The sequence below is a fragment of the Micromonospora sp. USAFONa4 genome (assembly GCF_057197825.1).
Genome location: NZ_CM170072.1, coordinates 7,028,544 through 7,053,616 on the forward strand (window position 1 = coordinate 7,028,544; position 25,073 = coordinate 7,053,616).

26 protein-coding genes are annotated in these 25,073 nt (G+C 75.7%); 18 read left to right on the forward strand and 8 right to left on the reverse strand.

Annotated features, from left to right (window positions below; translation table 11 throughout):
- Positions 1-27 precede the first annotated feature (27 nt).
- The 11 genes from AC0OO9_RS30405 (at position 28) to AC0OO9_RS30455 (ending at position 11,763) form a co-directional block, all read left to right on the forward strand.
- Entirely contained in the window at positions 28-867 is an 840-nt protein-coding gene (locus AC0OO9_RS30405) for a hypothetical protein (protein WP_484514209.1), read from the forward strand.
- The gene (locus AC0OO9_RS30410) at positions 864-1,922 is read left to right on the forward strand and encodes a heme/hemin ABC transporter substrate-binding protein (RefSeq protein WP_484514211.1); all 1,059 of its coding nucleotides are present in this window, start codon (positions 864-866) and stop codon (positions 1,920-1,922) included. Before AC0OO9_RS30405 ends, AC0OO9_RS30410 begins: the two co-directional genes overlap by 4 nt.
- Positions 1,919-3,007 (forward strand): FecCD family ABC transporter permease, encoded by a 1,089-nt coding sequence (locus AC0OO9_RS30415; RefSeq protein ID WP_484514212.1) that lies wholly within the window; start codon positions 1,919-1,921, stop codon positions 3,005-3,007. Before AC0OO9_RS30410 ends, AC0OO9_RS30415 begins: the two co-directional genes overlap by 4 nt.
- Before the next feature lie 17 nt (positions 3,008-3,024).
- Positions 3,025-3,888 (forward strand): heme ABC transporter ATP-binding protein, encoded by an 864-nt coding sequence (locus AC0OO9_RS30420; RefSeq protein ID WP_484514213.1) that lies wholly within the window; start codon positions 3,025-3,027, stop codon positions 3,886-3,888.
- On the forward strand, positions 3,885-4,556 hold the full coding sequence (locus AC0OO9_RS30425) for a biliverdin-producing heme oxygenase (protein WP_484514215.1): 672 nt from the start codon (positions 3,885-3,887) through the stop codon (positions 4,554-4,556). The genes AC0OO9_RS30420 and AC0OO9_RS30425 overlap by 4 nt, the downstream gene beginning before the upstream one ends.
- The gene (locus AC0OO9_RS30430) at positions 4,553-4,858 is read left to right on the forward strand and encodes a DUF2470 domain-containing protein (RefSeq protein ID WP_484514216.1); all 306 of its coding nucleotides are present in this window, start codon (positions 4,553-4,555) and stop codon (positions 4,856-4,858) included. Before AC0OO9_RS30425 ends, AC0OO9_RS30430 begins: the two co-directional genes overlap by 4 nt.
- A gap of 117 nt (positions 4,859-4,975) precedes the next feature.
- Positions 4,976-5,614 carry a flavin reductase family protein gene (locus tag AC0OO9_RS30435; protein ID WP_484514218.1) on the forward strand — a complete coding sequence of 213 codons (639 nt, stop codon included), beginning with the start codon at positions 4,976-4,978 and terminating at the stop codon, positions 5,612-5,614.
- A 113-nt stretch (positions 5,615-5,727) separates the two neighbouring features.
- Complete coding sequence (locus tag AC0OO9_RS30440) at positions 5,728-6,336, forward strand: ATP-binding cassette domain-containing protein (protein ID WP_484514220.1); 609 nt, start codon at positions 5,728-5,730, stop codon at positions 6,334-6,336.
- Positions 6,333-7,631, forward strand: a complete 1,299-nt coding sequence (locus AC0OO9_RS30445; protein WP_484514221.1) for an extracellular solute-binding protein — start codon at positions 6,333-6,335, stop codon at positions 7,629-7,631. The genes AC0OO9_RS30440 and AC0OO9_RS30445 overlap by 4 nt, the downstream gene beginning before the upstream one ends.
- Positions 7,628-9,391: an ABC transporter permease gene (locus tag AC0OO9_RS30450; protein WP_484514222.1), complete on the forward strand. Its 1,764-nt coding sequence runs from the start codon at positions 7,628-7,630 to the stop codon at positions 9,389-9,391. Before AC0OO9_RS30445 ends, AC0OO9_RS30450 begins: the two co-directional genes overlap by 4 nt.
- Entirely contained in the window at positions 9,388-11,763 is a 2,376-nt protein-coding gene (locus AC0OO9_RS30455) for a hypothetical protein (protein ID WP_484514223.1), read from the forward strand. Before AC0OO9_RS30450 ends, AC0OO9_RS30455 begins: the two co-directional genes overlap by 4 nt.
- Positions 11,764-11,797: 34 nt before the next feature.
- On the opposite strand, the gene AC0OO9_RS30460 is transcribed toward AC0OO9_RS30455, so the two are convergent.
- Together AC0OO9_RS30460 and AC0OO9_RS30465 are read right to left on the reverse strand one after the other, a co-directional pair.
- On the reverse strand, positions 11,798-12,829 hold the full coding sequence (locus tag AC0OO9_RS30460) for an extracellular catalytic domain type 2 short-chain-length polyhydroxyalkanoate depolymerase (protein WP_484514225.1): 1,032 nt from the start codon (positions 12,827-12,829) through the stop codon (positions 11,798-11,800).
- A gap of 204 nt (positions 12,830-13,033) precedes the next feature.
- Positions 13,034-13,345: a hypothetical protein gene (locus tag AC0OO9_RS30465; protein ID WP_484514227.1), complete on the reverse strand. Its 312-nt coding sequence runs from the start codon at positions 13,343-13,345 to the stop codon at positions 13,034-13,036.
- Between the two features lie 144 nt (positions 13,346-13,489).
- On the opposite strand from AC0OO9_RS30465, the gene AC0OO9_RS30470 reads away from it, so the two are divergent.
- Positions 13,490-13,798 carry an ArsR/SmtB family transcription factor gene (locus AC0OO9_RS30470; protein ID WP_199729471.1) on the forward strand — a complete coding sequence of 103 codons (309 nt, stop codon included), beginning with the start codon at positions 13,490-13,492 and terminating at the stop codon, positions 13,796-13,798.
- Complete coding sequence (locus tag AC0OO9_RS30475) at positions 13,795-14,280, forward strand: SRPBCC family protein (protein WP_484514229.1); 486 nt, start codon at positions 13,795-13,797, stop codon at positions 14,278-14,280. The genes AC0OO9_RS30470 and AC0OO9_RS30475 overlap by 4 nt, the downstream gene beginning before the upstream one ends.
- A 117-nt stretch (positions 14,281-14,397) precedes the next feature.
- Here the strand turns inward: AC0OO9_RS30475 and ygiD are convergent, their stop codons facing one another.
- From ygiD to AC0OO9_RS30490, 3 genes are all read right to left on the reverse strand, one after another.
- Complete coding sequence (gene ygiD, locus AC0OO9_RS30480; protein ID WP_484514231.1) at positions 14,398-15,267, reverse strand: 4,5-DOPA-extradiol-dioxygenase; 870 nt, start codon at positions 15,265-15,267, stop codon at positions 14,398-14,400.
- A 108-nt stretch (positions 15,268-15,375) separates the two neighbouring features.
- Positions 15,376-15,594 (reverse strand): hypothetical protein, encoded by a 219-nt coding sequence (locus tag AC0OO9_RS30485; RefSeq protein ID WP_089000245.1) that lies wholly within the window; start codon positions 15,592-15,594, stop codon positions 15,376-15,378.
- A gap of 76 nt (positions 15,595-15,670) precedes the next feature.
- A complete protein-coding gene (locus tag AC0OO9_RS30490) occupies positions 15,671-16,273 on the reverse strand; it encodes an MBL fold metallo-hydrolase (protein WP_484514233.1) in 603 nt (200 codons plus the stop codon).
- 161 nt (positions 16,274-16,434) lie between these two features.
- Between AC0OO9_RS30490 and AC0OO9_RS30495 the strand changes: the two genes are divergently transcribed.
- Together AC0OO9_RS30495 and AC0OO9_RS30500 are read left to right on the forward strand one after the other, a co-directional pair.
- Positions 16,435-18,036 carry an LLM class flavin-dependent oxidoreductase gene (locus tag AC0OO9_RS30495; protein ID WP_484514235.1) on the forward strand — a complete coding sequence of 534 codons (1,602 nt, stop codon included), beginning with the start codon at positions 16,435-16,437 and terminating at the stop codon, positions 18,034-18,036.
- Positions 18,037-18,109: 73 nt separating this feature from the next.
- Positions 18,110-18,541: an archease gene (locus AC0OO9_RS30500; RefSeq protein WP_484514237.1), complete on the forward strand. Its 432-nt coding sequence runs from the start codon at positions 18,110-18,112 to the stop codon at positions 18,539-18,541.
- A 24-nt stretch (positions 18,542-18,565) separates the two neighbouring features.
- Here the strand turns inward: AC0OO9_RS30500 and AC0OO9_RS30505 are convergent, their stop codons facing one another.
- The 3 genes from AC0OO9_RS30505 to AC0OO9_RS30515 form a co-directional block, all read right to left on the reverse strand.
- Positions 18,566-19,984 (reverse strand): RtcB family protein, encoded by a 1,419-nt coding sequence (locus AC0OO9_RS30505; protein ID WP_484514238.1) that lies wholly within the window; start codon positions 19,982-19,984, stop codon positions 18,566-18,568.
- A gap of 28 nt (positions 19,985-20,012) precedes the next feature.
- Complete coding sequence (locus tag AC0OO9_RS30510; RefSeq protein WP_484514240.1) at positions 20,013-20,627, reverse strand: GNAT family N-acetyltransferase; 615 nt, start codon at positions 20,625-20,627, stop codon at positions 20,013-20,015.
- A gap of 177 nt (positions 20,628-20,804) precedes the next feature.
- Positions 20,805-22,130: a cation:proton antiporter gene (locus AC0OO9_RS30515; RefSeq protein WP_484514242.1), complete on the reverse strand. Its 1,326-nt coding sequence runs from the start codon at positions 22,128-22,130 to the stop codon at positions 20,805-20,807.
- A 151-nt stretch (positions 22,131-22,281) separates the two neighbouring features.
- On the opposite strand from AC0OO9_RS30515, the gene AC0OO9_RS30520 reads away from it, so the two are divergent.
- From AC0OO9_RS30520 to AC0OO9_RS30530, 3 genes are all read left to right on the forward strand, one after another.
- Positions 22,282-22,458, forward strand: a complete 177-nt coding sequence (locus tag AC0OO9_RS30520; RefSeq protein ID WP_484514244.1) for a hypothetical protein — start codon at positions 22,282-22,284, stop codon at positions 22,456-22,458.
- A gap of 78 nt (positions 22,459-22,536) precedes the next feature.
- Positions 22,537-23,421 carry an ABC transporter ATP-binding protein gene (locus AC0OO9_RS30525; protein WP_484514246.1) on the forward strand — a complete coding sequence of 295 codons (885 nt, stop codon included), beginning with the start codon at positions 22,537-22,539 and terminating at the stop codon, positions 23,419-23,421.
- Positions 23,418-25,037: a hypothetical protein gene (locus AC0OO9_RS30530; protein WP_484514248.1), complete on the forward strand. Its 1,620-nt coding sequence runs from the start codon at positions 23,418-23,420 to the stop codon at positions 25,035-25,037. The genes AC0OO9_RS30525 and AC0OO9_RS30530 overlap by 4 nt, the downstream gene beginning before the upstream one ends.
- Positions 25,038-25,073 lie beyond the last annotated feature (36 nt).

The window sequence follows — 25,073 nt, forward strand, 5'->3', positions numbered from 1 at the left end:
TCCGCCGATGCTCTCGTGAGGAGCCCGATGCGCACACCGCGTCACGTCTACATGGCCGCCACCCTCATCGCCGTGGGTGTCGTCGCCACTGCGCCGCCCGCGCACGCCGGCACCGGCCGCGGCCCCGGCGGCCAGGCGCTCAGCGTCACTCCAAGCACCGGACTCGACAGGTCCGGCGCGACCGTCACCGTCTCCGGCCGCGGGTACGACGTCACCAAGGGCATCTACGTGGCGTTCTGTGTGGACAACGGGCCCGGCGCGGTGCCCAGCCCCTGCGGCGGCGGGGCCGACACGACCGGCGCCCTCGGGGCGTCGCACTGGATCTCGTCGAACCCACCCTCGTACGGCGAGGGGCTGGCCGTCCCGTACGGGCCCGGCGGGTCGTTCCGGATCACGCTCAAGGTCACCCCGACCATCGGCGACGTCGACTGCACCACCCGCCGGTGCGCGGTGGTGACCCGCGCCGACCACACCCGCACCGCCGACCGTTCCCAGGACGTCCGGGTCCCGACCACCTTCGCCCGGCCCGCCCCCGCCCCGGCCAGCCCCCGCCCGGCGACATCCGGCGCCACCGCCCCGGGCCGCGCCCCGTCGGCCGCCGCCGGGGCACCGGGCGGCGCCGCCGCACCGGCGACCACGACGGCCAGGTCCGCCTCCCCCGCTGCCCCCGCCGGCGCCCCGGTGGACACCGCCGCCGGGGACGGCGCAGCCCCCACCGCCGCCGCCCCGAGCGAGCTGGCGATCAGCAGGGTGAGCACCGCCACCGAGGCCGGTCGCGGGTGGACCGTCGGCCTGGTGGTGCTCGCGTTGTCGGCCACCGCACTGCTGGGCCTGCGCCGCTGGCGTCGCCGGGGACAGGCCCGGTGACCGGGCATCCCCGGCGCCACCGCCCCGTGCCGGCAGCCGCCCGCCGTTCCTCCGTCGCCGCCCTGGTGGTGCTGCTCCTCGGGGCCACCGCCTGCTCCGCGTCCCCCTCCGGCGCCACGCCGGCCGCGACGGCTGACTGCGGGCCGGTCACCGCCGCGCTGGACAGCACCGACGTCACCGCGTTGCGGCCGGCACCGGCGCCCGCCCTGCCGGCCACCGTCACCTCCGCCGACGGCACGAGCGTCACCGTCACCGACGCCAGCCGCATCCTCGCGGTGAACCTCTACGGTTCCATCGCCGAGACCGTGTTCGGCCTCGGGCTCGGCGGCAACGTCATCGGCCGGGACACCTCGACCACCTTCCCGGCGGCCGCGCACCTGCCGGTCGTGACCCCGGCCGGGCACGACCTCTCCGCCGAGGCGGTGCTCGCCCTGAACCCGACCGTGGTACTCGCCGACGACAGCATCGGGCCGCCGGAGGTGCTCCGCCAGTTGCGCGCCTCCGGCATCCCCGTCGTCCTGATCGAAGCCGAGCAGACCCTCGCCGCCGTACCGGGCCACGTGCGCGCCGTCGCGGCGGCCCTCGGTGTCCCGGCCGCCGGCGAACTGCTCGTGTCCCGGGTCGAGAGCGAGATCGCGGCGGCCCGCCGGAGCGCGCCCGGGGGCCGGGCGCCCCGGATCGCGTTCCTCTACCTGCGCGGCACCGCAGGGGTCTACCTGATCGGTGGCGACGGAGCCGGCTCGGACGCGATGATCGAGGCGATCGGCGGGGTGGACGCCGGCAGCGCCGTCGGCCTGGCCAGGTTCCGCCCGCTGACCAGCGAGGGACTCATCAACGCCGCCCCGGACGTGATCCTGGTGATGAGCGCCGGGCTCGCCTCCGTCGGCGGAATCGACGGCCTGCTGAAGCTCCCCGGCGTCGCGCAGACCCCGGCCGGAGCGGCCCGCCGGATCGTCGACATGGACGACGGCACCCTGCTCACCTTCGGCACCCGCTCCGGGCGGACCGTGCAGGCCCTGGCCGCCGCCGTGTACTCCTGCGGCAGCCCGTCGTGACCGGCGTCGACACCCCGGTCCGGCCGCCCGCGCGGCCCCCGGCCGGCCGTCCCGTCCGGCGCGGTCCGCTGCTCCTCGCCGGCCTCGGCGCCACCCTGCTGCTGATCGTCCTGGTCGCGGCGGGCCGGGGACAGGTGCAGGTCTCCCCCGCCGAGGTGCTCGGCTCGGTCCTGCACCGGCTCGGCCTGGACGTCGGTGCCCTGCCGACGAACCCCCAGGGCGAGAACGCGCTCTGGATCGTCCGGTTCCCCCGGGTGGTGCTGGCCGCCGTGGTGGGCGCCGCGCTCGGCTGCGCCGGCGCCGTCATGCAGGGCGTCTTCGGCAACCCGCTCGCCGAGCCCGGCGTCATCGGGGTCTCCGCCGGGGCGGCCGTCGGCGCGGCCCTCGCCATCGTCACCGGCGTCACCGTCCTCGGCGGCTGGACCGTCCCCGCCGCCGCATTCGCCGGGGGGCTGGCCACCACGTACGCCGTGTACCTGCTGGCCCGCTCCAACGGCCGGACCGAGGTGGTGACCCTGGTCCTGACCGGTGTCGCGGTCAACGCCGTCGCCGGGGCGGCGATCGGACTGCTCATGTTCGTCGCCGACGAGTCCGGCGTGCAGGCCATCGCCTTCTGGAACCTCGGCAGCCTGGCGTCGGCGAACTGGTCGGCGGTCACGCTGGCCGCGCCCTGCCTGGCGGTCGGTCTCGGCGTCGCGTACGCCGACGCCCGCCGGCTCGACCTGCTCGCCCTCGGCGAGCCCGCCGCCCGCCACCTCGGAGTCGACGTGGAGCGGCTGCGGATCCGCATGATCGTGGTCACCGCGCTGCTCGGCGCGGCGGCCGTGGCCTTCACCGGCATCATCAGCTTCATCGGCCTGGTGGTGCCGCACCTGGTCCGGATGGTCGCCGGCCCGGGTCACCGCGTGCTGCTGCCGGCCAGCGCGCTGGGCGGCGCGGTCGTGGTGATCGCCGCCGACCTCGCCGCCCGCACCCTGGTCGAGCACCAGGAACTCCCGCTCGGCGTGCTCACGGCGGTCGTCGGCGGGCCGGCCTTCTTCTGGCTGCTGCGCCGCACCCGGGACCGGGCCGGGGGCTGGGGATGAGCCATCCGGGCAGTTGGATGACGCGCGTCCCGCGTCGATGGGCGACGCCCCGCGTGCCGACGCCGGTGCCGGCCGGGACGACCCGGGTACGCGTCGCCGGCCTGCGCGTCGCCCGCGCGGGGCGGCCGGTGCTGGACGGCGTCGACCTGCTGATCCGGGCCGGCGAGGTGCACGCCCTCGTCGGGCCGAACGGGGCGGGCAAGTCCACCCTGCTCGCGGCCGTCAGCGGCGACCTGCCCGCCGTGGCCGGCACCGTGGAGATCGACGGCTCGCCCCCGGCCGGTTGGACGCCGGTGGAGCTGGCGATGCGCCGGGCCGTGCTCCCGCAGCGCAGCACGCTGAGCTTCCCGTTCACCGTCGACGAGGTGGTGCGGATGGGACGGGCGCCCTGGGCCGGGCGGCCGGAGCAGGAGCGCGACGACGCGGTCGTCGCCGACGTCCTGCGGCGCTGCGACGCGACCCGGTTCGCCGACCGGCCGTACCCGGCGCTGTCGGGCGGCGAGCAGGCGCGCGTCGCGCTGGCCCGGGCGCTGGCGCAGCAGGCCGCCGTGCTGTTGCTCGACGAACCGACCGCGGCCCTCGACCTGGGCCACCAGGAGCTGGTCATGCGCGTCGCGCGGGACCGGGCGCGGGCCGGCGACGCCGTGGTGGCGGTGCTGCACGACCTGACCCTCGCCGGCGCGTACGCCGACACCGTCACCCTCCTCGACGCCGGGCGGGTACGCGCCGCCGGGCCGCCGGCGGAGGTCTTCACCGCCCTCCTGCTCAGCGAGGTGTACGGGCACGACATCGAGGTCGTGCCCCATCCCAGTACCCGACTACCCTTGATCGTTCCCCGACGGCAGCCCACCCGGCCTTCCGTCACCCTGGAGGAGACATGAGCCCGACCAGCACCCCGTTCTCGGCCGAACTGCGGGCCGCCAGCCAGGAGGCCCACCAGGGCGCGGAGTCCCAGCGGTACGTCTCGGCCCTGGTGGCCGGCGAGCTGGACCGCGCCGGCTACGCCGCGCTGGTGGTGCAGCACCACGTGATCTACGAGGCGCTGGAGGGCGCCGCCGAGGCGATGCGCCACGACCCGCTCGCCGGCCCGTTCGTCGACGACGCGCTGACCCGGCTGCCCGCCCTCGCCGCGGACCTGGAGTTCCTGCTCGGGCCCGACTGGCGTCGACGGATCGACCCGACCCCGGCGACGGTCGCCTACGCCGGGCGCCTCGGCGCGGTCTGCGCCAGCTCACCGGAACGGTTCGTCGCCCACCACTACACCCGCTACCTCGGCGACCTCTCCGGCGGCCTGCACATCGGACGGTCCCTCGCCCGGCACTACGGGCTGACCGGGGACGCCGGGGCGGCGTTCTACCGGTTCGACCGGATCCCCAGTCCGAAGGCGTACAAGGACGCCTACCGGGCCAGGCTGGACGCCCTCCCGCTCGACGAGGTGGGTCGGGCCGCGCTGCGGGCCGAGGTGCTCGTGGCGTACCGGCACAACACCGAGGTCCTCGCCGCCCTGTCCCACCTCGTGCCGGCCACGGACGCGGAGGTGGCCGCGTGACCGCCCCGTTCGGCGCCGACGTGGTCGCCGCCGTCTGCCGGCACATGAACGACGACCACGCCGGGGACTCGCTGCTCATCTGCCGCACGCTCGGCGGGCAGCCGGCGGCCACCCGGGCCCGGGCCACCGGCCTGGACGCCGAGGGGATGGAGTTCGCCGTGGCCGTGGACGACATCGAGGTCCCGGTGCGGGTGCCGTTCGCCCACCGGCTGAGCGAACGCGCCCAGATCCGGCAGGAGGTGGTGCGGATGTACCGGGAGGCGTGCCAGCGGTCCGGTCTCCCGCCGCGCCCGGCCGGCTGACCGGCGGCACGGCGCGAACGCCACGTCCGATCGCCGCCAGCGCCGGCCGGCCGGTTCCCGGATAGTCGGGCTCCGGTGGCGCGACGCACGGTCGCGCCCTCGGTGGAAGGCGGACGGATGCACGTCGTGCCCGGTCTGAAGGTGCTCTACTTCGGCACCCCGGTGGTGCTGGTGACCACCCGCAACCCCGACGGCACGGCGAATCTCGCGCCGATGTCGTCGGCGTGGTGGCTGGGCCGGCAGGCGATGCTCGGGCTCGGCGACAGCGGCCGGACGACGTCGAACCTGCTGCGCGAGGGCGAGTGCGTGCTCAACCTGCCCTCCTCGGCGATGGTCGACGCGGTCGACCGGATCGCGCTCACCACCGGCCGCCCGGACGTGCCGGAGCAGAAGGCACGCCAGGGCTACCGCTACGAGCCGGACAAGTTCACCCTGGCCGGGCTGACCGCCCAGCCGTCCGCGCTGGTCGCGGCACCCCGGGTCGCGGAGTGCCCGATCCAACTGGAGTGCCGGGTGGTCGCGGCCCACCCGTTGGCGGGAGACGACGTGCGGGCCACCGCCTTCCAGGTCGAGGTGTTGCGCGCGTACGTCGAGCAGGACCTCGTCATCCCCGGGACGAGCCACGTGGACCCGCTGCGCTGGGATCCGTTGATCATGAAGTTCTGCGAGTTCTTCGGCGGCGGGCACCACGTGCACCCGTCCCGGCTCGCGGAGGGCTGGCAGATGCCCCACCGGCTCGGCGTGGCGTCGCGCTGACCGGTGGGCGGCGCGGCCGGTCCCGCGCGGCACTCCACAGGGGACGGTGGCGGGGCGCCGGTCGTCGCCGGATTGTGCGACCCTGGGATCGACTGCCCGGGTCACCGGAGGTGATGGCCACGTTACGACTGTGCGAGCTCGTCGCCGTGCCCGGCGCCGCCGCGGTGACCCTCGACGTCGCCGCCGGCGCCACGGCCGCCCTGGTCGCCGCCCCGCCGCTCGGCACCGCCGTCGCCCGGGTGGTGAGCGGGCTGGCCGCGCCGGTCGCCGGCCGGGTCCTGGTCGGCGACCGGGAGGTGACCGCCCTGCCGCCGCCGCAGCGCCGCATCGCCTACGTGCCGGCCGGCGGCGCGCTGCTGCCCCACCTGACCGTGCGCCGCAACATCGCCTACGGCCAGCGCCGGCGGGAACGGGTGCGGGAGATGGCCGACGCGTGGACGGCGAAGGTGGTCGACCGGCTGGAGCTGGCCCCGACGCTGGAGCTGCGACCGCACCTGCTGTCGGAGGCGCAGCGGTTCCGGGTGGCGCTCGCCCGGGCGGTGGCCTGCCTGCCCGAGGTGCTGGTGATCGACCTGCCGACCGGACCGGCCGGCGGTGGGCGGCTGACCGACCTGGTCGGACGGCTCTCCCCGGCGAACACCCCGGGGGTGGCGGTGCTGGTGTGCACGGCCGACCCGGGCTCGCTGGCCGACGTGCCGGTCGTCGCCGAGGTGGGCCGGTGACGCCGGGGGGCCGGGCCGCGCCGGCGGCGCGCCTGAGCCGCCGTACCCTGCTGCGGGCCACCGCCGCGCTCACCGCGACCGCCGGCGCGGGCTGCGCCGCCACACCGCCGGCGGTCCAGGTCGCGGTCGTGTGGAGCGGCGGCGAGCTGGCCCGTTTCCGCGAGGTCGTGGGCAACTACGGCGCCGACGTGCAGGTGATCAGCGCCGGCAACGACATCGACGCGTTCCTGCGTGCCCGCCACCTGGCCGGCACCAGCCCCGACGTGGCGATCCTGCCCCGGTCGGGGCTGGTCGTCGAGTACGCCCGGCGCGGCTGGCTGCGCGAGCTGGCCCCCGCCACCAGCTACGCCCTCCCGCCCGGCATGGCCGACCTGCTCTCCGCCGACGGGCGCCGCTACGGCGTCTGGGTCAAGGCGGCCCACAAGTCGCTGTTCTGGTACTTCCCGTCGATGCTCCCCGCACCGCCGCGCACCTGGGACCAGCTCGTGACGCTCACCCGGCGGCTCGGCGCGCGGGCCCGGTCGGGCGACGGTCCGGCGCCGCTGGCCGTCGGCGCGGCCGACGGGTGGGTGCTCACCGACTGGCTCGAGAACGTGCTCGCCGACGTGGCCCCGCCCGGCCACTACGAGGCCCTGGCGCGCGGCGAGGCCGACTGGCGGAGCCCGTCGGTGCACACGGCGCTGGACCGGCTCGCCGAGCTGTGGGGCGTCGACGGCGCCTTCCCCGGCGGCGGTCGCCGGGCCCTGCTCACCCAGTACGAGGAGTCGGTGATCCAGGTGGTGCACCACCGGCGGGCGACGATGCTCTTCGAAGCCGACTTCGTCGACGACGTCAGCCGCCGGTTCCGCCGGGGCCCGGAGCAGCCGGAGACCTTCCGCTTCCCGGGCGCCCGGGTGGCCGACGGCCCGCTGATCGTCGGCGGTGACGCCGCCGTGGCGTTCGCCGGCTCGGCCCGTGGGGCGGAGCTGGTGCGCTGGCTCAGCGACGGCTCCGCCTTCCAGCCGTGGCTGCGCGCCGGCGGCTACCTCTCCCCGAACGTGTCCGTGCCGCTGGACGACTACCGCGACCCCGTCGGGCGCCGCCTCGCCGCCGAGCTGCGCACGGCCGAGGCGGTGCGCTTCGACCTCTCCGACCGGCTGCCGGGCCCGTTCACCGGCTCCGACGGGGTGGGCATCTGGCGGATCATGCAGGACTTCTTCGCCGACGTCACCGACGGGGTCCCCGCCGGCAGGGCGACCCGCCGGGCCGTCGGGCAACTGGCGGCGGCGGCCCGGTCGGCGGGCGGCGGGCGATGAGCCGGGTCCTGGGCGAGCTGGCGGTCCTCGACGACGTCGGGCCGCCCCGGCGCGGGCGGGCCTACCCGGCGGCCGGGGCCACCTCGGCGCTGCTGCTGCCCGCCCTGCTGCTGCTCGGCGGGCTGGTGGCGTGGCCGGTGCTGCGTACGCTGCACGCCAGCGTCACCACCGACGGCCGGTGGGTGGGCGCGGAGCACTTCCGCACCGCGCTGGCCGCGCCCGGCACCGGCGCCGTGGTGGGACGCACGCTGCTCTGGGCGCTGCTGGTGCCGGCGGTGGTCACCGTCCTGGGCTACCTGCTCGCCGCCGCCTCGCGCCGCTCGCAGGAGGGCGGGCTGGTCCGCCTCATCCTGGTGGTGCCCACCGCCCTGCCGCTGGTGGTCACCGGGGTCACCTTCCGACTGATGTACGACCCGGACCCGGAACGCGGGCTGGCCACGCTCGTCGCGGCGACGCTGACCGGCCGGCCGGCGGCCGACGCCCCGCAACTGCTCGGCCCCGGCCTGGTCACGGTGGCGCTGATGTCGGCGTTCGTGTGGGCATGGGTCGGGCTGGCCGTGCTGGTGTTCCGGGCCGCCCTCGACGCGGTGCCGCCCAGCCTCGCCGACGCTGTGCGCGCCTACGGCGGCAACCGCCGCGACGTGCTCTGGGACGCGCAGTGGCGGCCACTGCTGCTGCGCACCGTGGCCGTGGTGTTCACCCTGGCGGCGCTCGGCACCGCCCGGACGTTCGACCTGATCCTGGTGATGACGCCCGGCTCGGTGCGCGACGAGGCGTCGGTGCTCGCGCTGCGGGTCTGGCAGACCTCCAACGGCGCCACCACCGGCGAGGGCGCGGCGCTCGGCGTGGTGTGGCTGATGGCGGTGGCCGCCGGCATGCTGGTCGCCGCGCTGTTCGTGCGGCAGGCGTGGCCGCCGCCCCGGGACCCGGTGCCCGTCGCGCCCGAACCGGTGGCGCCCGCGCCACGCCGGACGACCCGGCTGCTGGTGGCGGGAGCGGCGGTCGCCTGGCTGGTGCCGCTCGGGGTGCTGCTCGCCACCTCGCTGCACGGCACGGTGGACGCGGCGGCACGGGGCTGGTGGTGGAGCCCGCCCGGCCTCGACTCCTACCGGGACCTGCTGACCGGCGCCGAGCTGTGGCGCACGCTGGGCTTCACGCTGGTGCTGGCGACCGTGGTCACCGCCGTGGTGCTGGGCGTCGCGCTGCTCGCCGCGTACCCGCTGGCCTGGCTGACCGGGCCACCCGCCCAGGCCACCGGGCTGCTGCTGATGGCCGCCAGCATCGTGCCGGTGCAGGTGATCGCCGGGCCGGTCAACGAGGTGCTCGGCGTGGTGCTCTCCTCGGGCACGGCGCGTGGCCTGGCGCTGGTGCACGTCGCGCTGGGCGTGCCATTCGCCGTGCTGGTGCTGCGCAACGCGTTCGCGGACCTGCCCGCCGAGCAGGTGCGGGCGGCCCGGGTGGGCGGGCGGCACTGGTGGGGCACCCTGCGGCTGCTCGCCCGGCACAACCGCCCGGCCGTGGTGGCGGTCGCGGTGCTGGAGTTCGTGCAGGTGTGGAACGACCTGGTGGTGGGTCTGCTGTTCAGCGGTCCGGGCGCGCTGCCGTTGGGGCTGTTCCTCGCCGGCCAGACCCGGGGCTTCGCGGCCAACAGCGGGGCGCTCGCCGCCGGCTCGGTCATCGCCTCCGTCCTGCCGGTGCTGCTGGTGGTGCTGGCCCGCCGCCAGCTCGTCGCCGGCCTGGTCGCCGGGGGCGTGCGGTGACGGGGCCGGGACCGGCCCGCCGCTCGCGGCGGCCCCGGCGGCTGAGCCTGCTGCTCGCGATCGGCGGCGTGGTCGGCGGCACGGTCAGCGCGGTGCTCGGCAACGTCACCGGCAACCTGCTCTCCGAGCTGTCCGTCGCCCAGCTCGGCTCGGCGAGCGCCGGGGTGATCGTGCTCGGCCTCGCCGCCGCGATGATCGTGGAATGGCGCCGCCAGCGGCAGCAGGCCGCGATGCCTGACGACACCGAGCCGCCGCCGGTCGCCGGCGCGCCCACCCTGCCGTGGCCGGCCGGGTTCACCGGGCGGGCCGGGCACGTCGACGCGATCGTCGACCTGTTGGAGAAGGAGCACGCGGTCGCGGTGGTCGGCCGGCGGGCCGTCGGCACGTCGGCCTGCGCGATCCAGGCCGCCAACCTGTGCCGGGACGACTTCCCGGACGGCCAGTACTACCTGGACCTGCGCCGGGGCGGCCGGCGGCACGACGCCCGGCAGGTGCTGACCGCGCTGGCCCGGATCCTCGGCACCCGGCCGCCGGCGTCGGGACGCGCCGACGACCTCGCCGACGCCGTCGACGAGCTGAGCGGCCAGCTCGACGGCCGGGCGGTCCTCGTGGTGCTGGACAACGTGGACGACCCGGCCCAGGTCCGGCCGCTGCTGCCGCCGACCGCGCGGACGTGCCGCCTGCTGCTGGCCGGCACGGGAGCGCTGGCCGCGGTGGACGGGGTGGTGGCGCACGGGCTCGCCGAGCCGGACGCCGACGACGCCGTCGAGCTGTTCGCCGCCGCCGGGGCCGCCGCACCCGTCGCCCGGCCGCACCGCCCGGACCCGCGCACCGACCCGGCGGTACGCGACCTCGTCGAACTCTGCGGGCGGCAGCCCCGCACGGTCGCGGAACTCGGCAGGCGTACGGCGCAGCACGGGTGGCGGCACAGCGACGTGCTCGACGCGCTGCGCCGCGCCGTCGACACGCCCCCGCACCAGCACGTCGCCGCCTCCCCGGCGACCCTGCTGGTGACCGCGCGGGACACCGCGTACCACGCGCTGGGCGGCGAGGCGGGACGGTTGTGGCGGCTGATGTCGCTCAGCCCGGTGCCGCTGGACCGGCCGACGATCGGGGCGCTGGCCGGCCGCCGCCCGGACCGGGTGGCCGCCCTGCTGCACGAGCTGGCCGCCGGTGGGTTCGTCACCGGCGCGCCCGGGGACCGCTACGAGGTGCGCCCGCTGCTGGCCCCGTACGCCCGGATGCACCTGCGCGACGCGGAGCCGGCGCGGCGGCGGGTCGCCGCGCAGGCCCGGCTCACCCGGCACCTGGCCCGGCGGGCCGAGCGGCACGCCGCGAGCCTCGCCGTGGTCGGCTCGCCGCCGGACCGGGAGCCGACGCTGGCGCTGGACGACGACCCGTACGGCTGGTTCGACCTGCACCAGGAGCTGCTGCTGGCCGTGGTCAGGGTGCCGGCGGGCGCGGCGGAGACCCTGCCGCGCCGGGTGCGCCGCTGGTGGTTCCGCCTGGCGGTGGCGCTGTGCGGCTGGCTCGCCCACGCCGAGCGCCTCGACGAGTGGGCGGAGGTGTGCCGCACGGTGCTCGCCACGCCCACGGCCGACGACCGGCCGGAGATCGCCGGCTGGGCGCACAACGAGCTGGGTGTGCTGCGCCGCCGCCGGGGCGACCCGCAGGCAGCGGCGACGGCGCTCAGCCTCGCGGTGGCGGAGCGGGGCCGGCGCGGCACCGCGCAGGCGCGGATGAACCTGGGCCTGGTGCTGCTGGACCTGGGGCAGTTCGACGACGCGGTGGAGCACCTGGAGCTGTCGCGGCGGCACCGCTCGGCGGCGGACCGGGCCGGGCACGCGCTGACCGATCTGGGCCTGGGCGCCGCCCGGCTGTCCCGGGGGGAGCTGGAGGTCGCACACCGCCACCTGGTCCGCGCGGCGAACGCCTTCCGCGCGCTCGGCGACGCCCGGGGCTACGCGGCGGCGCTGACGAACCTGGTGCTGGTGCACGCCGGGCTCGGCGAGCACCTCGACGCGGCGCAGTCGTGGCGGGCGGCACTGCGGGAGTACGAGTCCGTGGCCGATCCGACCAACCGGGCCGCCGCGCTGCTCAACGCGGGTGCCGCGCTGTTGTCCACCACGCCCGCCCAGGCCCGGCAGGCGTACGAGTTGCTGGCGGAGAGCCTGCGGCTGCGCGACGGGCGGCCGACGGCCGGCCTGGGGCGGACCCTGCTGCACCTGGGCGACGCGGCGGCGGCCCTCGACGACGCCGACGAGGCCCGGCGGCACTGGGCGGACGCGGCGGGCGTGTGCGAGGAGGCGGGGGACGTCGACGGTCAGGCGGCGGCCGACGCCCGCCTGGTGGGCAGCGACGCGCCGGCCTGAGCGGGGCCCGCGCCGAGGGCCCCGCCCGCGCGGCTCAGCCGTCCAGCCGGCGCACCATGTTCATGATCGTCTCCAGTTGGGCGCCGCCCTTGATCGGGTAGTTGGTCGCGCCCAGGTAGCCCCACCAGTCCCAGCAGCCGTTCGGGTTCGCGGCGGCGGTGCCGGCCTGCGGATAGAGCACGATCAGGTTGTTGGTGTCGGCGTACTGGTTGAGGTTCGCCCGGTCCACGAAGGCGGTGCCGACCGCGCCGTGGCCCTGCAGGCAGCCGTGCAGGGCGACGAGCAGCCGGCACGACTGCCCGGCGGCGCAGGACGCCGGCACGTAGGCGAAACCGTCGGCGCCCATGCTCAGCCCGGGAGCCCAGCCGTTGACGGCGTACGTGTGCTGGCTGAACCGGATCAGGCTGCCGCCCAGCGGGCCGGTGTTCGGCGCCCGCACGCTGCCGAGGAGCTTGCCCAGCAGGGCGCTCTGCGGGTCGGTGCCGCAGTCGTCGAGGAACGGCGAGGCGGTGACGGTGCACCCCAGGGTCCCGTACGGGGTGACCCAGGCGTGGCCGGCCGGGGAGCCGCTGTCGTACTGCACGCTGGCACCGAAGTGCTGGTAGTACCGGACCAGGTCGTCGGTGACGGACTTCTCGACGACGGTGTCGTTGGCGCCATGGAAGACGTACACGGGATCGCCGGACAGGTTGCCCACCGGGTCGACCCAGCCGTAGGAGGCCCACGTCCGGGTGTACGCCTGGAGGGCCGACACGTTCGTGGGGTACGCGTTGTCGCCGCAGCCGCCGAGCGCCTGGGCGACGTTGTTCTGCGCGCAGTAGTACGGCCCCGCGGCGAAGACCGCCGCGCCCCGGATCCGCGACGAGTAGGCGACGTGCAGCTGGGTGGCCATGTAGCCACCGGAGGAGACGCCGGCGACGTACACGCCGGAGACGTTGTGGGGGCGCAGGGTCCCGGCGACCGGGGCCTTGGTGGCCGGGGTGGCGGCCTGGGCGGGGGCCGCGGTCGTGAGGACGAGCAGCAGGGCGGTGACGAGGGCGGCGGCGGCCTTCAGCGGTACGGTCATGGCGCTCTCCTGTCCGGGAGCGGCGGCGGTGGTGCCGGCGTGCGCAGACGCTAGCGTGACGCAGTGCACGTGGACATGAGTGCCGCCGACACCTCGGGTGACGCCGGCATGTCCGAGACCGACACAGGGGCCGCCCGTCCGGCGCTCAGGTGGTGCCACCGCCCGGCTGCGGCCCGCCGCGCGCGGGCTCGCCAGCGGCGACCCTCACTCGGCGCGCCACACGGCCTCGCGGGGCGGGCCGGGCTCGGCCCAGCACAGCCCGCCCTTCGCCTCCACCCCCGGCAGCCCCTCGACCATGCGGCTGATGTCCACGAGCGACGCCAGCGACACCACGACGTCGTTGCGCAGGTCCGCCACCGCCGTCTCGAGGTCGTCCTCCTCCGCCGCCCAGTCGATGTCCGCGGCCCGCAGGTCGGCCACCGCGTGGTCGGTGAGCACCTGCGGATCGGTCACGGCCACCGTGAGCCGGCAGTAGACGTTGAGGGTGAGCGGTTCCGGGGCACCGACGTCGGTCATGCCCTCAGCATGACCCACCCGGACGGATCGGGACCAGACGCTTTCACTTAGGGCTTGACCTAAGTGTTCGGCGTAGGCATAGTTAGGTGCATGCCTAAGCAATCGGGCGGCGGAGCCGGAAGCGACGACGGGACCCTGGACGGCGTGTTCCACGCGCTGTCGGACCCGACCCGCCGCCGGGTCGTCGAGCTGCTCGGCCGGGGGCCCGCGACAACCAGCGAGCTCGCTCGTCCGTTTGACATGGCACTGCCGTCGTTCACCCAGCACCTGGGCGTCCTCGAGCGCTCCGGCCTGGTGACGTCGGAGAAGAAGGGGCGCGTGCGGACCTACCGGCTCGCCCCCCAGCCGCTCGAGCACGTCGACACCTGGCTCGCCGGTCAGCGCGCGACATGGTCCCGGCGCCTCGACCAGCTCGACTCGTTTCTCCACGACCTGAAGGAGCAGCAGACATGACCGCCTACCCGAGCGTGAACCCGAATCTCGACCTCGTCCTGGAGCGCACCGTCGACGTCGCCCCCGAGCTGGTCTGGAAGGCCTGGACCACGCCCGAGCTGATCGTGCAGTGGTTCGCCCCACGGCCCTGGTCGACCTCGTCCTGCGAGATCGACCTCCAGCCCGGCGGCAGGTTCAACACGGTGATGCGCTCGCCCGAGGGCGAGGAGTTCCCTAGCACCGGTTGCATCCTGGTCGTCGAGGAAGGCTCGACGCTGATCTTCACCTCGGGGCTGGGCCCCGGCTTCCGCCCCCAGGTGGCCAGCGACGATTTTCCGTTCACCGCGATCATCAAGCTCGAGCCCACCGGCAACGGCACGAAGTACACGGCCACGGCGATCCACGCCGACGCCGCGGCGAAGAAGTCGCACGAGGAGATGGGCTTCGCCGAGGGCTGGAGCGCCGCGCTGGACCAGCTGGTCGAGGTCGTCAAGGGCCTCTGAGCGACGCGGCGACCGGATGCGGGCCCCGCCGTGCGGACCGGCTGGTCCCGCGTCCCGTCGCCCCGCCGGGCCGGCCGCGCGGGCCGCCAGGCGGTGGCCCACAGCGACGGGCGGGCGTCAGATGTTGGCGGAGTCGGCCGGCACCTCGGCCGGCAGGGCGGGAGCGCCGGCCAGCGGGGCCTGCGTGCGGCAGGACGACCCCACGGTGTAGGCGGTCATCGACAGCGACCCGTACGCGTACCCGTCCACCAGCACCTCCGCGCCGTTGCCGGCGGCGCCGGCCAGGCCGGCGAGGTAGAGCAGCGGGATGAAGTGGTCCGGCGTCGGTACGGCCCGGCCGAAGTCACGGTGGGCGTCCAGCGCGGCCGCCTCGGTCGGCTCGCCGAGCATGACGTCCTTCGCCGCCTCGTCGAACCGCTGCGCCCAGTCGAAGCCCTCGTCGACCATGCGCGGGTCCACCCCCCGCAGGTTGTGCACCACGTTGCCGCTGGTCACGACGAGCACCCCGCGCTCGCGCAACGGGGCTAGCCGCGCGCCCAGGTCCAGGTGGTAGTCCAGGCTTTTGAACGCGTTGATGCTCAACTGGACGACCGGGACGTCCGCGTCGGGAAACGCGTGGGTGAGCACCGACCAGGTGCCGTGGTCGATCCCCCACGAGTCGACGTCCGCCCCGACCCAGGTGGGGTGGACCACGTCGGCGATCTCCTCCGCCAGCTCCGGCAGGCCGGGCGCCGGGTAGTGGACGTCGAACAGCTCCGGCGGGAAGCCGTAGAAGTCGTGGATCGTCCTCGGTCGGGGCATCGCGGTGACGGCGGTGGCGCCGATGTACCAGTGGGCCGACACGACCAGGATCGCCCGGGGGCGCGGAACCGCCCGCCCGAAGGCGCGCCACGCCTGGGTGTAGCGGTTGAGTTCCAGCGCGTTCATCGGGCTGCCGTGCCCGATGAAGGCGGCCGGCATCACCGCCGGGACGGTCTCGCTGCTCATGCTGCTCCCCCGGGCTCGCGCTGAGGCGAGCGTAACCGCTGTCGTGGGGAGCCGACCGGTCATCGCCGGCCGCGACCGGTTGTCACCGGTCGCGGCCGGCGATCGCCGTCAGTCGGACACCTCGCGCCAGGCGGGGTGATTGCCACGCCATGCACCGGCGAGGATGACCGCGGACGTCCGGCCGGGGCATTCCTGCACCCGGGAGCGGCCGGACTCGCCGCCGATTCGTACCTGCACGTCCCAACGCTGCCCATCGGTGCGGATGTACACGTCCCGACGCCCGCGTTGCGACGTGTCACCGTTCCACCAGTGTTCTTCGACCCTCACCCAGCGACCGTATAGCAGTTCGTCCGTGGACGACACGGCCGGTGCCGGTGGAGATCGCGCCGGGCGGGGTCGCGGGTCAGGCGGACTCCCCCGGCGCCAGGTGACGGTAGCCGGGCACGGTCTCGGCGAACCAGCCGTTCACGCTGGTCAGGCCGCGCTCGTTGAGCTGGGCGTCGTGGATCGGGAACACCCGCTCGGCCCCGACGGCGGTGGCGAAGTCGATCGCCTCGGTGAGCTTCAGCCAGGATGCCTGCGCCGGGACCAGCAGCGTCTCGACCGGCCGCTCCGGCCGGTGCAGGGAGTCGCCCGGGTGGTAGACCGCGTCGCCGACGAGGTAGCCCAGGTTGGGGCAGTCGGGCTGGCCGCCGTGGATGGTGGCGTGCCGACCGCCGAGCGCGGTCACGGTGAGGCCGGCGGCGGTGAACCGCTCGCCGGCGCCGACCCTGGTCACCGGCAGCGGCGCCAGGTCGGGCAGGACGGCGCCCTGCGGGGCGAAGACCGGCACGCCGAGACCCGCCAACCGGAGCACGTCGACGTGGTCGGTGTGCTCGTGGGTGACCAGCACGGCGTCCGCGCCGGCCAGGGCCCGCGGCTCGCTCCAGGTGCCGGGGTCGATGACCAGCACGCCGCCGTCGTGCTCCAGCCGGACACAGGAGTGGGTGAACTTCGTGATCCGCATCCGGCGACCGTACGCCGGTGGCAGCGCCCCGTGTGCCCGGCGGCGGGCGGCACGGGCCGTGCCGGAGGTGGCGCCGGCCCGCCTTTCCGCCGGTTTCGCCGGACGGCCCGGAGACCGCCCCGAGCCGCGTGAGAGGCTGCGGGGCGGAAGGGAGTACCGAAATGGGCGACTACGGCCACCCGCTGGCCTTCGGGGCGTTCCTGACGCCCGGCAACGCCGAACCCGGGCGGGTGGTGGGCCTCGCCGTGCTGGCCGAGCAGGTCGGGTTCGACCTGGTCACCTTCCAGGACCACCCGTACCAGCCCGCGTTCCTCGACACGTGGACGCTGATGAGCTTCGTGGCGGCCCGGACCGGCACGGTGCGGCTGGCGGCCAACGTGACGAACCTGCCGCTGCGCCCGCCGGCCGTCCTGGCCCGCAGCGTGGCGAGTCTCGACCTGCTCAGCGGTGGCCGGGTGGAGCTCGGCCTGGGCGCCGGCGCGTTCTGGGAGGCCATCGAGGCGATGGGCGGACGCCGGCTCTCCCCCGGGCAGGGCGTGCGGGCCCTGACCGAGGCGATCGACGTCATCCGCCAGGTCTGGGACGTCGAGGCGCGCGGCGGCGTCCGGGTCGACGGCGAGTTCCACCGGGTGGTGGGCGCGAAGCGGGGCCCCGCGCCCGCCCACGACGTGGGCATCTGGCTCGGCGCGTACAAGCCGCGGATGCTGGCGTTGACCGGGAGCCGGGCCGACGGGTGGCTGCCGTCGCTGGGCTACCTGCAACCCGGCGACCTGGGCAGGGGCAACACGATCATCGACGACGCCGCGCGGGAGGCCGGCCGCGATCCGGCCGACGTGCGCCGCCTGCTCAACGTCACCGGCCGCTTCGCCACCGTCGGCCGGGGACCGCTGGACGGCCCCGCCGAGCAGTGGGCCGAGGAACTGGCCGACCTCGCGCTCAGCGACGGGATCAGCACCTTCATCCTGGGCAGCGACGACCCGGAGGACCTGCGGCGCTTCGCCGCCGAGGTCGCCCCCGCCGTACGCGAACTCGTGGCCGGCGAGCGCGCGGCCGGCGCCGCTGCCGCCGTGACCCCGGCGACGCCCGGAGCCGTCGGGGCGCGGGCGACACCCGGGGGCGCCGGGGCGCAGCCGTCGCCCGCTCCCCGCCCGCCCGCCGTCGCGGGGTCCTTCGTCGTCGTCCCGACGCCCGACGACGGCGTGCGCCGCAGCGCGATCCGGGTCTGGGACGAGGCCACGCGCCCCACCGGCCCCGCGCCCGACCCGGCACGCACCTACACGCCGCACGACCAGGCCGGCGCGCAGCACCTCATCGACGTGCACGACGGGCTGCGCGCCGAGCTGACCCGGCTGTACGACCTCGTGGAGCAGGTGGGGGCCGGGCTGGTCGACGCGGGCACGGCCCGCTCGCACATCAACACCATGACGATCCGGCAGAACAAGTGGACGCTGGGCACGTACTGCGAGTCGTACTGCCGGGTCGTCACCACCCACCACACGCTGGAGGACCGGGGGATCTTCCCGCACCTGCGCCGGGGCGACGACCGCCTCGCCCCGGTGCTGGACCGGCTGGAGCAGGAGCACCACGCCATCCACGACGTGCTGGAACGCGTCGACCGGGCGCTCGTCGCGTTCGTCTCCGTCGCCGACGGGATGGCCGAGCTGCGCGCGGCGGTGGACCTGCTCAGCGACACCCTGCTGTCCCACCTCGCCTACGAGGAACGCGAACTCGTCGAGCCCATCGCCCGGCTCGGCCTGAACTGAACCCGCCGTCGCGCGGCGTGCCGGCGGACCGGAACCGAGCCCGCCGTCGCACGGCGTGGCGGAGGATCGGGGCATGCCGCGACCACCCGGGCGGGGGCACCGCCGCCTGCCGCACACCGCCGACGTCCGCATCGAGGCGTGGGCGCCGAGCCGGGAGGAGTGCGTCGCCGAGGCGGTCGCCGCGCTGGTCGGGACGTTCGTCGACCCCGCCGGGACGCCCCCGGGCCCGCAGCGGGAGTTCCGCGCGCCGGCCGGTGACGACGACGCGGACCTGCTGGTGGGCGTACTCGACGAGGTGATCTTCCGGATGGAGACGACGGGTGAACTGCCGCTGCGCACCGACGTGGCCGACGACGGCGCCGGCGGCCTGGTGGTGCGCTGGCGCACGGCGGACACCGACGCCGTCGAGCTGGTCGGCGCGGTGCCGAAGGCCGTCTCCCTGCACGGGCTGCGCTTCGGCCCCGACGGCGAGGGCTGGTGCTGCGCGGTGACGCTGGACGTGTGAGCCCCCGCGCCCCGCGCCGCCCGCTCAGCCCTTGACCACGCCGAGCGGGACCAGCCGGGCCACCTTGCGGCACAGTCCGGCGCCCTCGGCGGCGGCCACCACCGCCGAGACGTCCTTGTACGCCGCCGGCATCTCCTCGGCCAGGCCGCGCCGGGACGCCCCGCGAACCGCGATGTCCCGCGCCTCCAACTGGGCACGCGGGTCCAGCCCGCGCTCCGACCGCACGGCCTGCTTGCGGCTCTGCACCCGGCCGGCCCCGTGGCAGGTGGACGCGAAGGCCGGCGCCCCCGGCACGCCGGTGAGCACGTACGAGCCGGTGCCCATGGAGCCGGGGATCAGTACCGGCTGCCCCACGTCCCGCAGGTCCTCGGGCAGGTCGTCGTGGCCGGGCGGCAGCGCGCGGGTGGCCCCCTTACGGTGCACGCACAGCGCGCGGCGCTCGCCGTCGACGCCGTGCGTCTCGATCTTGGCGAGGTTGTGCGAGATGTCGTAGACCAGGTCGAGCCGGCTGCCGGTGACCCGGGCGAAGACCTTCCGGGCGGCGTCGGTGAGCAGTTGCCGGTTCGCCCGGGCGTAGTTGGCGGCGGCGGCCATCGCGCCCAGGTAGGCGCGGCCCTCGGCGGAGGAGACCGGGGCGCAGGCAAGCTGGCGGTCCGGCACCTCGATGCCGTGGCGGGCCATCACCTGCTCCATCTTCCGCACGTAGTCGGTGCAGATCTGGTGGCCCAGCCCCCGGGAGCCGCAGTGGATCATCACGCAGACCTGGCCGGGGCGCAGCCCGAAGGCGGTGGCGGCGGTGTCGTCGTACACCTCCTCGACGGCCTGCACCTCCAGGAAGTGGTTGCCGGAGCCGAGGCTGCCGACCTGGCGCGCGCCGCGCTCGATCGCCCGCTCGCTGACCCGCGCCGGATCGGCGTCGCCGACGGCCCCGGCGTCCTCGCAGCGGTGCAGGTCCCGCTCGACGCCGAAGCCGCGCTCGACGGCGTACCGGGAGCCGCCGCGCAGCACCGCGTCGAGTTCCGCGCGATCCGACAGGTGCCACACCGCGCCCCTGCCCATGCCGCGCGGGGTGGCCTCGCCCAGGCCGTCCATCAGCGCGTCGAGGCGGGGCCGCAGCCCGTCGCGGTCGAGGTCGGCGGCGAGCAGCCGGACGCCGCAGGAGATGTCGAAGCCCACCCCGCCGGGCGAGACCACGCCGCCGTTCGCGACGTCGGTGGCGGCCACCCCGCCGATCGGGAACCCGTAGCCCCAGTGCACGTCGGGCATGGCGTACGAGGCGTCGACGATGCCGGGCAGCGTGGCGACGTTCGCGACCTGCTCCAGCGACCTGTCCTCCCCCGCGTCGGGCAGCAGGGACCGGGACGCGAACACCACCCCCGGCACCCGCATCGGGTCGTGCCGGTCGATCCGGAAGCGGTACGGCGACTCCTCGACCAGCTCCATTCCCGGCGGCTACCCGGGCGGACGGCCCTTACACCCGCTTGCCGGCCGCCGGCCGCCGCATCGCCCAGACGTCGGGCCCGCCGTCGGGCACCCGCGCCTGGCCGGTGACGACGAAGCCCAGCCGCCGGTAGAAGCGCACGTTCGGCTCCGACGAGGTCTCCAACACGGCGGGCAGGCCGGCCCGGTCGGCCTCGGCCAGGCCCGGCCGCAGCACCCGGGCGCCCAGCCCCCGGCCCTGGCCGGCCCGGCGTACGCCGACGGTGGCGAGCAGGAACGCCGGCTCGACCGACCGCAGGGAGGCGCAGGCCGCGTCGGCGGCGTGCAGCGCCGACTGCCGGTCGCCGGCCAGCTCGGCGTTGCGCGCCGCGACACCGGCCCAGACCTCGTCCGGCACCGGCCGGTCCGGGGGCAGCCAGACCGCCACCGCCGACGGCCGGCCGTCGGCGTCCACCGCCGCCCAGACGTCACCGTAGGGCAGCCCGACGGCGGCGACGGTGCCGGCGAACATCGCCGCCAGCCGCTCCCGGTGCCGGTCGGCGGCCACCGTCCAGGCCATCCAGGGGTACCCGTCGAAGGCGTCGGCGAGCACGTCGGCCGCCTCGGCGGTCGACTCCGGGCCGATGCGGCGTACGTCGAATTCCATGCCGTCCTCCTCGCGCGCCGCCACCCGGCCGGCGCAGTGCGCGATCATGCCACGGCCCACAGGCCGGCGCCCGGGATTATCAGGTCAGGCCGGCCCACCCGATCGACGGCCACGGTCTGGGTCGGACCAGTGTCGCCGCAGGCGGCGAACCGGGTGGCGGCGCGGCAGGCACGGTCACTACTCCTGTCCGGTCCGCGCCGGATCTGCTCCCGACCCGTCCTCGGTCGCCGGCCGTTCCGTGGACGTGGACCGGCTGGCTGCCGGGCGGTCGGCCCGACGTGAAGGCGGAGCCACCGATCGCCGGGCCCGGCGCATCCGGTGCAGCACCCCGTGCCAGGCCGGCGCCTCGCGGGCGTCGTCGAAGGCCCGGGCGATCACGACATCGGTCGAGGAGTGCGCCAGGATCGAGATGACGATCGTCAGGGCGACCAGGTGGAACACCTCGTCGCCGGCCGCGATGCCGGACTCGAGCACCAGCAGCCCGTAGACCACGGAGGCGAAGCCCTTCGGTCCGAACCACATGGCGGCGGCCTGCTCCCGCAGGCCCAGTCCCGAGCGCAGGAAAGAGATCCACAACGCGACCGGCCGAGCCACCACGATCGCCAGCACGGCGAAGACCCAGCCGGTCCAGGAGATCTCCCCGAGGAACTCCACCGAGATCAGCGCCCCGAACACCAGCAGTGCGGCCAGCTTCAGCAGCTCCGCCACGTTCTCCCCGAAGTGTTCGAACGCCGCGCGCTGCCGCGGCCCGAAGGTGGCCACGGTGATCCCGGCGGCGAACGCGGCCAGGAACAGGTTGCCGTGGGTGGCCTTACCCAGCGCCAGCACCAGCAGGCCGATCGCCATCCCGTTCAACGGGGCGTACGCCGTCGACGCGGCGAACCAGCGGGTCCGCTCCAACCCGATCGCCAACAGCGGCACCAACACCCCGATGAGCAGACCGACCGCCAGTTCGGTGCCCAACTCCCCCAGGTGCAGATCGTCCGAGCCGGCCGCAACCGCCAGGAGGACCACCACGAACGGCAGGGCCAGGCCGTCGTTGACGCCGGACTCCACGTTGAGCAGGTGCCGCAGCCGCGCCGGAACCTTGTCGTTGCCGACCAGTGCGGCGGCGAAGACCGGATCGGTCGGGGCGAGGATGGCCCCGACCAGCAGCGCCTCCGGCCAGTCCAGACCGGCCACGTAGTGCGCCAGCACCGCCGTCACCAGCAGGGTCAGCGGCAGACCCCAGCCCAACGCCCGACCGGGCAACCGCCACGCCGAGCGCAGGTCGGCCCAGCCCACCCGCATCCCGTCGGTGAACAGCACCGCGAACAACGCCAGCTCCGCCAACTGGGCCACGATCGGCGAGTCGGCCCGCAGGTGCAGCACGCCCCCGGTGTCCTCGCCCAACAGGAAGCCGGCGACCAGGAACAGCGCCGCCGTGGAGAGGATGGTGCGGTGGGCCAGCGCCGACACGAGCACGGCAGCCAGCAGGACGGCGGCGAAGGACAGCAGCAGCACGGGTTGGCCTTCCGAGGGTACGGAACATCACGGTGCCGACCAGACTTCCCGGCGCTCCACAGATCTCGGCGATCATACCGGCGGCCCGCACGCCGAGGCACCGGATGTACCCGCGCCTCCCGGCCGGCCATCCCTGCTGCTGAGCCTGCTGATGTTCGCCGGGCGTACCGGCCCGCTGACGCTGCCGGCGCTGGCGCTGGACCCGCCGTTGCTACGGCGGCTAGGGATCGCCGGCTCCCACCGCGCGGTCGTGGCCATCGGAGCCGACGTCGACCACGTGGAACGCTTCGCCGGCGGCCGGATGAACCGCGCCACTTCCCACGCGTGACGCGGCGCAGTACGGTGAACGCGGTGCGCCGGGAAGCCTGGTCGGCAGTCGTGACACGTCGTCGACCGGAGGCATTCCATGGCCACACCCGCCGTTCGCACGCAAGACCTGACCAAGCGCTACGGAAAGGTGCTCGCCCTCGACGGGCTGGAGCTGACCGTGCCGGCCGGCGAGGTGTTCGGGTTCCTCGGCCCGAACGGCGCCGGGAAGTCCACCACCATCCGGCTGCTGCTGGGCCTGGCGCGGCCCACCGCCGGGCGGGCCTGGGTCTTCGACGCCGACGCCGGCGACGTCGCCGCACATCGCCTGCTGGCCTACGTGCCGGCCGACGTGGCGCTGTGGCCGCAGCTCACCGGCGCGGAGACCCTCGAACTGCTCGCCGCCACCGGACCCGGCATCGACCGCGCCTACCGCGACGACCTCGTGGAGAAGTTCGCCCTCGACCTGTCCAAACCGGCCCGCACCTACTCGACCGGCAACCGGCAGAAGATCGCGCTCGTCGCCGCGTTCGCCACCCGCGCGCCGCTGCTGGTCCTCGACGAGCCGACCAGCGGGCTGGACCCGTTGATGGAGCGGGAGTTCCGCCGTGCCGTCTCGGTCGCCCGGGACCGCGGCCAGACCACGTTCCTCTGCTCCCACCAACTGGCGGAGGTGGAAGCGGTCTGCGACCGGGTGGCGATCCTGCGCGCCGGCCGCCTCGTCGACGTCGCTACCGTCGGCGACCTGCGCCGCCTGCACCGCACCGAGGTGACGGCCCGCTTCACCGGCCCCGTACCCGACCTGTCCGGCGCGGCGGGAGTCGACATCGTCGCGCAGGACGGCGGGACGCTCAGCTTCTCCCTGACCGGGCCGCCTGCGCCCGCGCTACGCGCCCTCGCCGCCGCCGACGTCACCGCCCTCACCGTCCGGGAGCCGAGCCTCGAGGAGATCTTCCTCGACTACTACGGCGAGACCGCCCGATGACCGCCGCCGCCCTGAGAGTGGCCGGCCGCACCGCCGCTGGGCAGGCCGTCACCCGCCTGGCCGTACGCCAGGTACGCCGCGGCGCACTGGTCGTGCTCGCCGTGACGGTCGGCATGTCGACGCTGGTCGCCGCGACCTACGCCACGACCGTCGGGGACAATCTCGACGCGGACGCGCTCGCCGCCCTGGCCCGCAATCCCGCGATCCGGACCCTGTTCGGCGAGCCGGTCGCCCTCGACACCGCAGGCGGTTTCACCGTCTGGCGGACCGGCACCATCCTCGCCGTCGTGCTGTCGGTGTGGGGCCTGCTCGCGACCACCCGCGTCACGCGCGGCGAGGAGGCGGCGGGCCGGTGGGACCTCCTGCTCGCCGGCCGGCTGGGACCGGCTACGGTGCTCGGCCGGCACCTCGCGGTGCTGGCGGCCGCGACGACCCTGACCGGGGTCACGCTCGCCGTGGCGCTCGTCGCGGTCGGCACCCCGGCCCGCGGAGCGGCCCTGCACGCCGCCGGTCTGGCGCTGGTCGCCACGGTGGCCGTCGCGGCAGCGGCCCTCGCCGCACAGGTCTTCCCCACGCGGGCCGCCGCGAGCGGGGCCACGCTGGCGTTTCTCGGCCTCGGGCTGCTCGCCCGCATGGTCGGTGACGGCGTCGCTCCGCTCGGCTGGCTGCGCTGGCTGCCGCCGTACGGGCCGCTGGCGCTGACGCGCCCCTATCAGGACGATCGGGTGTCGCCCCTGATCGTGCTCGCGCTCGCCACGGTCGTGCTGTCCGCCGGTGCGCTCGCGCTGGCCGGCCGGCGGGACGTCCGCGACGGACTGCTCTCCCCCGCCGCCGGCCGGCCGCCCCGTCTGCGGCTGCTCGGCTCGGTGGAGACCTTCGCCGTCCGGCGGATGCTGCGGCCACTCGTCGGCTGGTCGTCCGGCGTCGGCGCGTACTTCCTGCTGATTGGCGTGCTCACGGTCTCCCTGACCGACTTCCTCGCCGACAACCCCCGCTTCGCCGACCTTGCCGCGCAGGCGGGCTTCGCCGGCCTCGGCTCCGTCCGTGGATACGCCGCCACCCTGTTCGCACTGCTCGCCGTACCGGTCGGCGCCTTCACCGCAGTCCGGGTCGCCGCGTTCGCCGCCGCGGAGGCCGACGGGCGCCTGACCCTCCTCCACGCCGGGACGGTCCCGCGCGCCCGGCTGCTCACCGCCGAGGTGGGCACCACCGCGGTCGGCGCTGCGGTGCTCGTCACCGTCGCCGGAGTGGGGACGTGGCTCGGCGCGATCCTGGTCGGCGCGGATCTGCCGCTGCGCGCCGCGCTCGCCGGCACCTGGAACGTCCTGCCGGTGGCGCTGCTCAACCTCGGAGCCGCGGTCCTCGTCCTGGGCCGGGCACCGCACGGGGTGGCGGTACTGGGCATGGTGCCGGCCGCCGGCGGGTTCCTCCTCAAGGTCATCGCCGACAGCACCGGGGCGGCGGGCTGGGTGAGCTGGCTCTCGCCGTACACCCATCTCGCGGCCGTGCCCCAGGCGACGCCGGACTGGCCCGCCACGGCCGTCATGATCGTGCTCGCTGGTGCGGCCGTCGCGGTCGGCGTGGCGGGCTACCGGCGTCGGGACATGGTGGTCTAGCCCGGCGGCTGGACGCGGCCCTGCCGATCGACGACC

Coding starts and splice junctions, on each gene's coding strand:
- AC0OO9_RS30465 (WP_484514227.1), bottom strand. CDS start 13,345: ATGACCGACGTCGGTGCCCCGGAACCGCTCACCCTCAACGTCTACTGC.
- AC0OO9_RS30495 (WP_484514235.1), top strand. CDS start 16,435: ATGGGCGACTACGGCCACCCGCTGGCCTTCGGGGCGTTCCTGACGCCC.
- AC0OO9_RS30440 (WP_484514220.1), top strand. CDS start 5,728: ATGGCCACGTTACGACTGTGCGAGCTCGTCGCCGTGCCCGGCGCCGCC.
- AC0OO9_RS30490 (WP_484514233.1), bottom strand. CDS start 16,273: ATGCGGATCACGAAGTTCACCCACTCCTGTGTCCGGCTGGAGCACGAC.
- AC0OO9_RS30450 (WP_484514222.1), top strand. CDS start 7,628: ATGAGCCGGGTCCTGGGCGAGCTGGCGGTCCTCGACGACGTCGGGCCG.
- AC0OO9_RS30420 (WP_484514213.1), top strand. CDS start 3,025: ATGACGCGCGTCCCGCGTCGATGGGCGACGCCCCGCGTGCCGACGCCG.
- AC0OO9_RS30405 (WP_484514209.1), top strand. CDS start 28: ATGCGCACACCGCGTCACGTCTACATGGCCGCCACCCTCATCGCCGTG.
- AC0OO9_RS30525 (WP_484514246.1), top strand. CDS start 22,537: ATGGCCACACCCGCCGTTCGCACGCAAGACCTGACCAAGCGCTACGGA.
- AC0OO9_RS30520 (WP_484514244.1), top strand. CDS start 22,282: ATGTTCGCCGGGCGTACCGGCCCGCTGACGCTGCCGGCGCTGGCGCTG.
- AC0OO9_RS30500 (WP_484514237.1), top strand. CDS start 18,110: ATGCCGCGACCACCCGGGCGGGGGCACCGCCGCCTGCCGCACACCGCC.
- AC0OO9_RS30425 (WP_484514215.1), top strand. CDS start 3,885: ATGAGCCCGACCAGCACCCCGTTCTCGGCCGAACTGCGGGCCGCCAGC.
- ygiD (WP_484514231.1), bottom strand. CDS start 15,267: ATGAGCAGCGAGACCGTCCCGGCGGTGATGCCGGCCGCCTTCATCGGG.
- AC0OO9_RS30475 (WP_484514229.1), top strand. CDS start 13,795: ATGACCGCCTACCCGAGCGTGAACCCGAATCTCGACCTCGTCCTGGAG.
- AC0OO9_RS30510 (WP_484514240.1), bottom strand. CDS start 20,627: ATGGAATTCGACGTACGCCGCATCGGCCCGGAGTCGACCGCCGAGGCG.
- AC0OO9_RS30460 (WP_484514225.1), bottom strand. CDS start 12,829: ATGACCGTACCGCTGAAGGCCGCCGCCGCCCTCGTCACCGCCCTGCTG.
- AC0OO9_RS30435 (WP_484514218.1), top strand. CDS start 4,976: ATGCACGTCGTGCCCGGTCTGAAGGTGCTCTACTTCGGCACCCCGGTG.
- AC0OO9_RS30505 (WP_484514238.1), bottom strand. CDS start 19,984: ATGGAGCTGGTCGAGGAGTCGCCGTACCGCTTCCGGATCGACCGGCAC.
- AC0OO9_RS30530 (WP_484514248.1), top strand. CDS start 23,418: ATGACCGCCGCCGCCCTGAGAGTGGCCGGCCGCACCGCCGCTGGGCAG.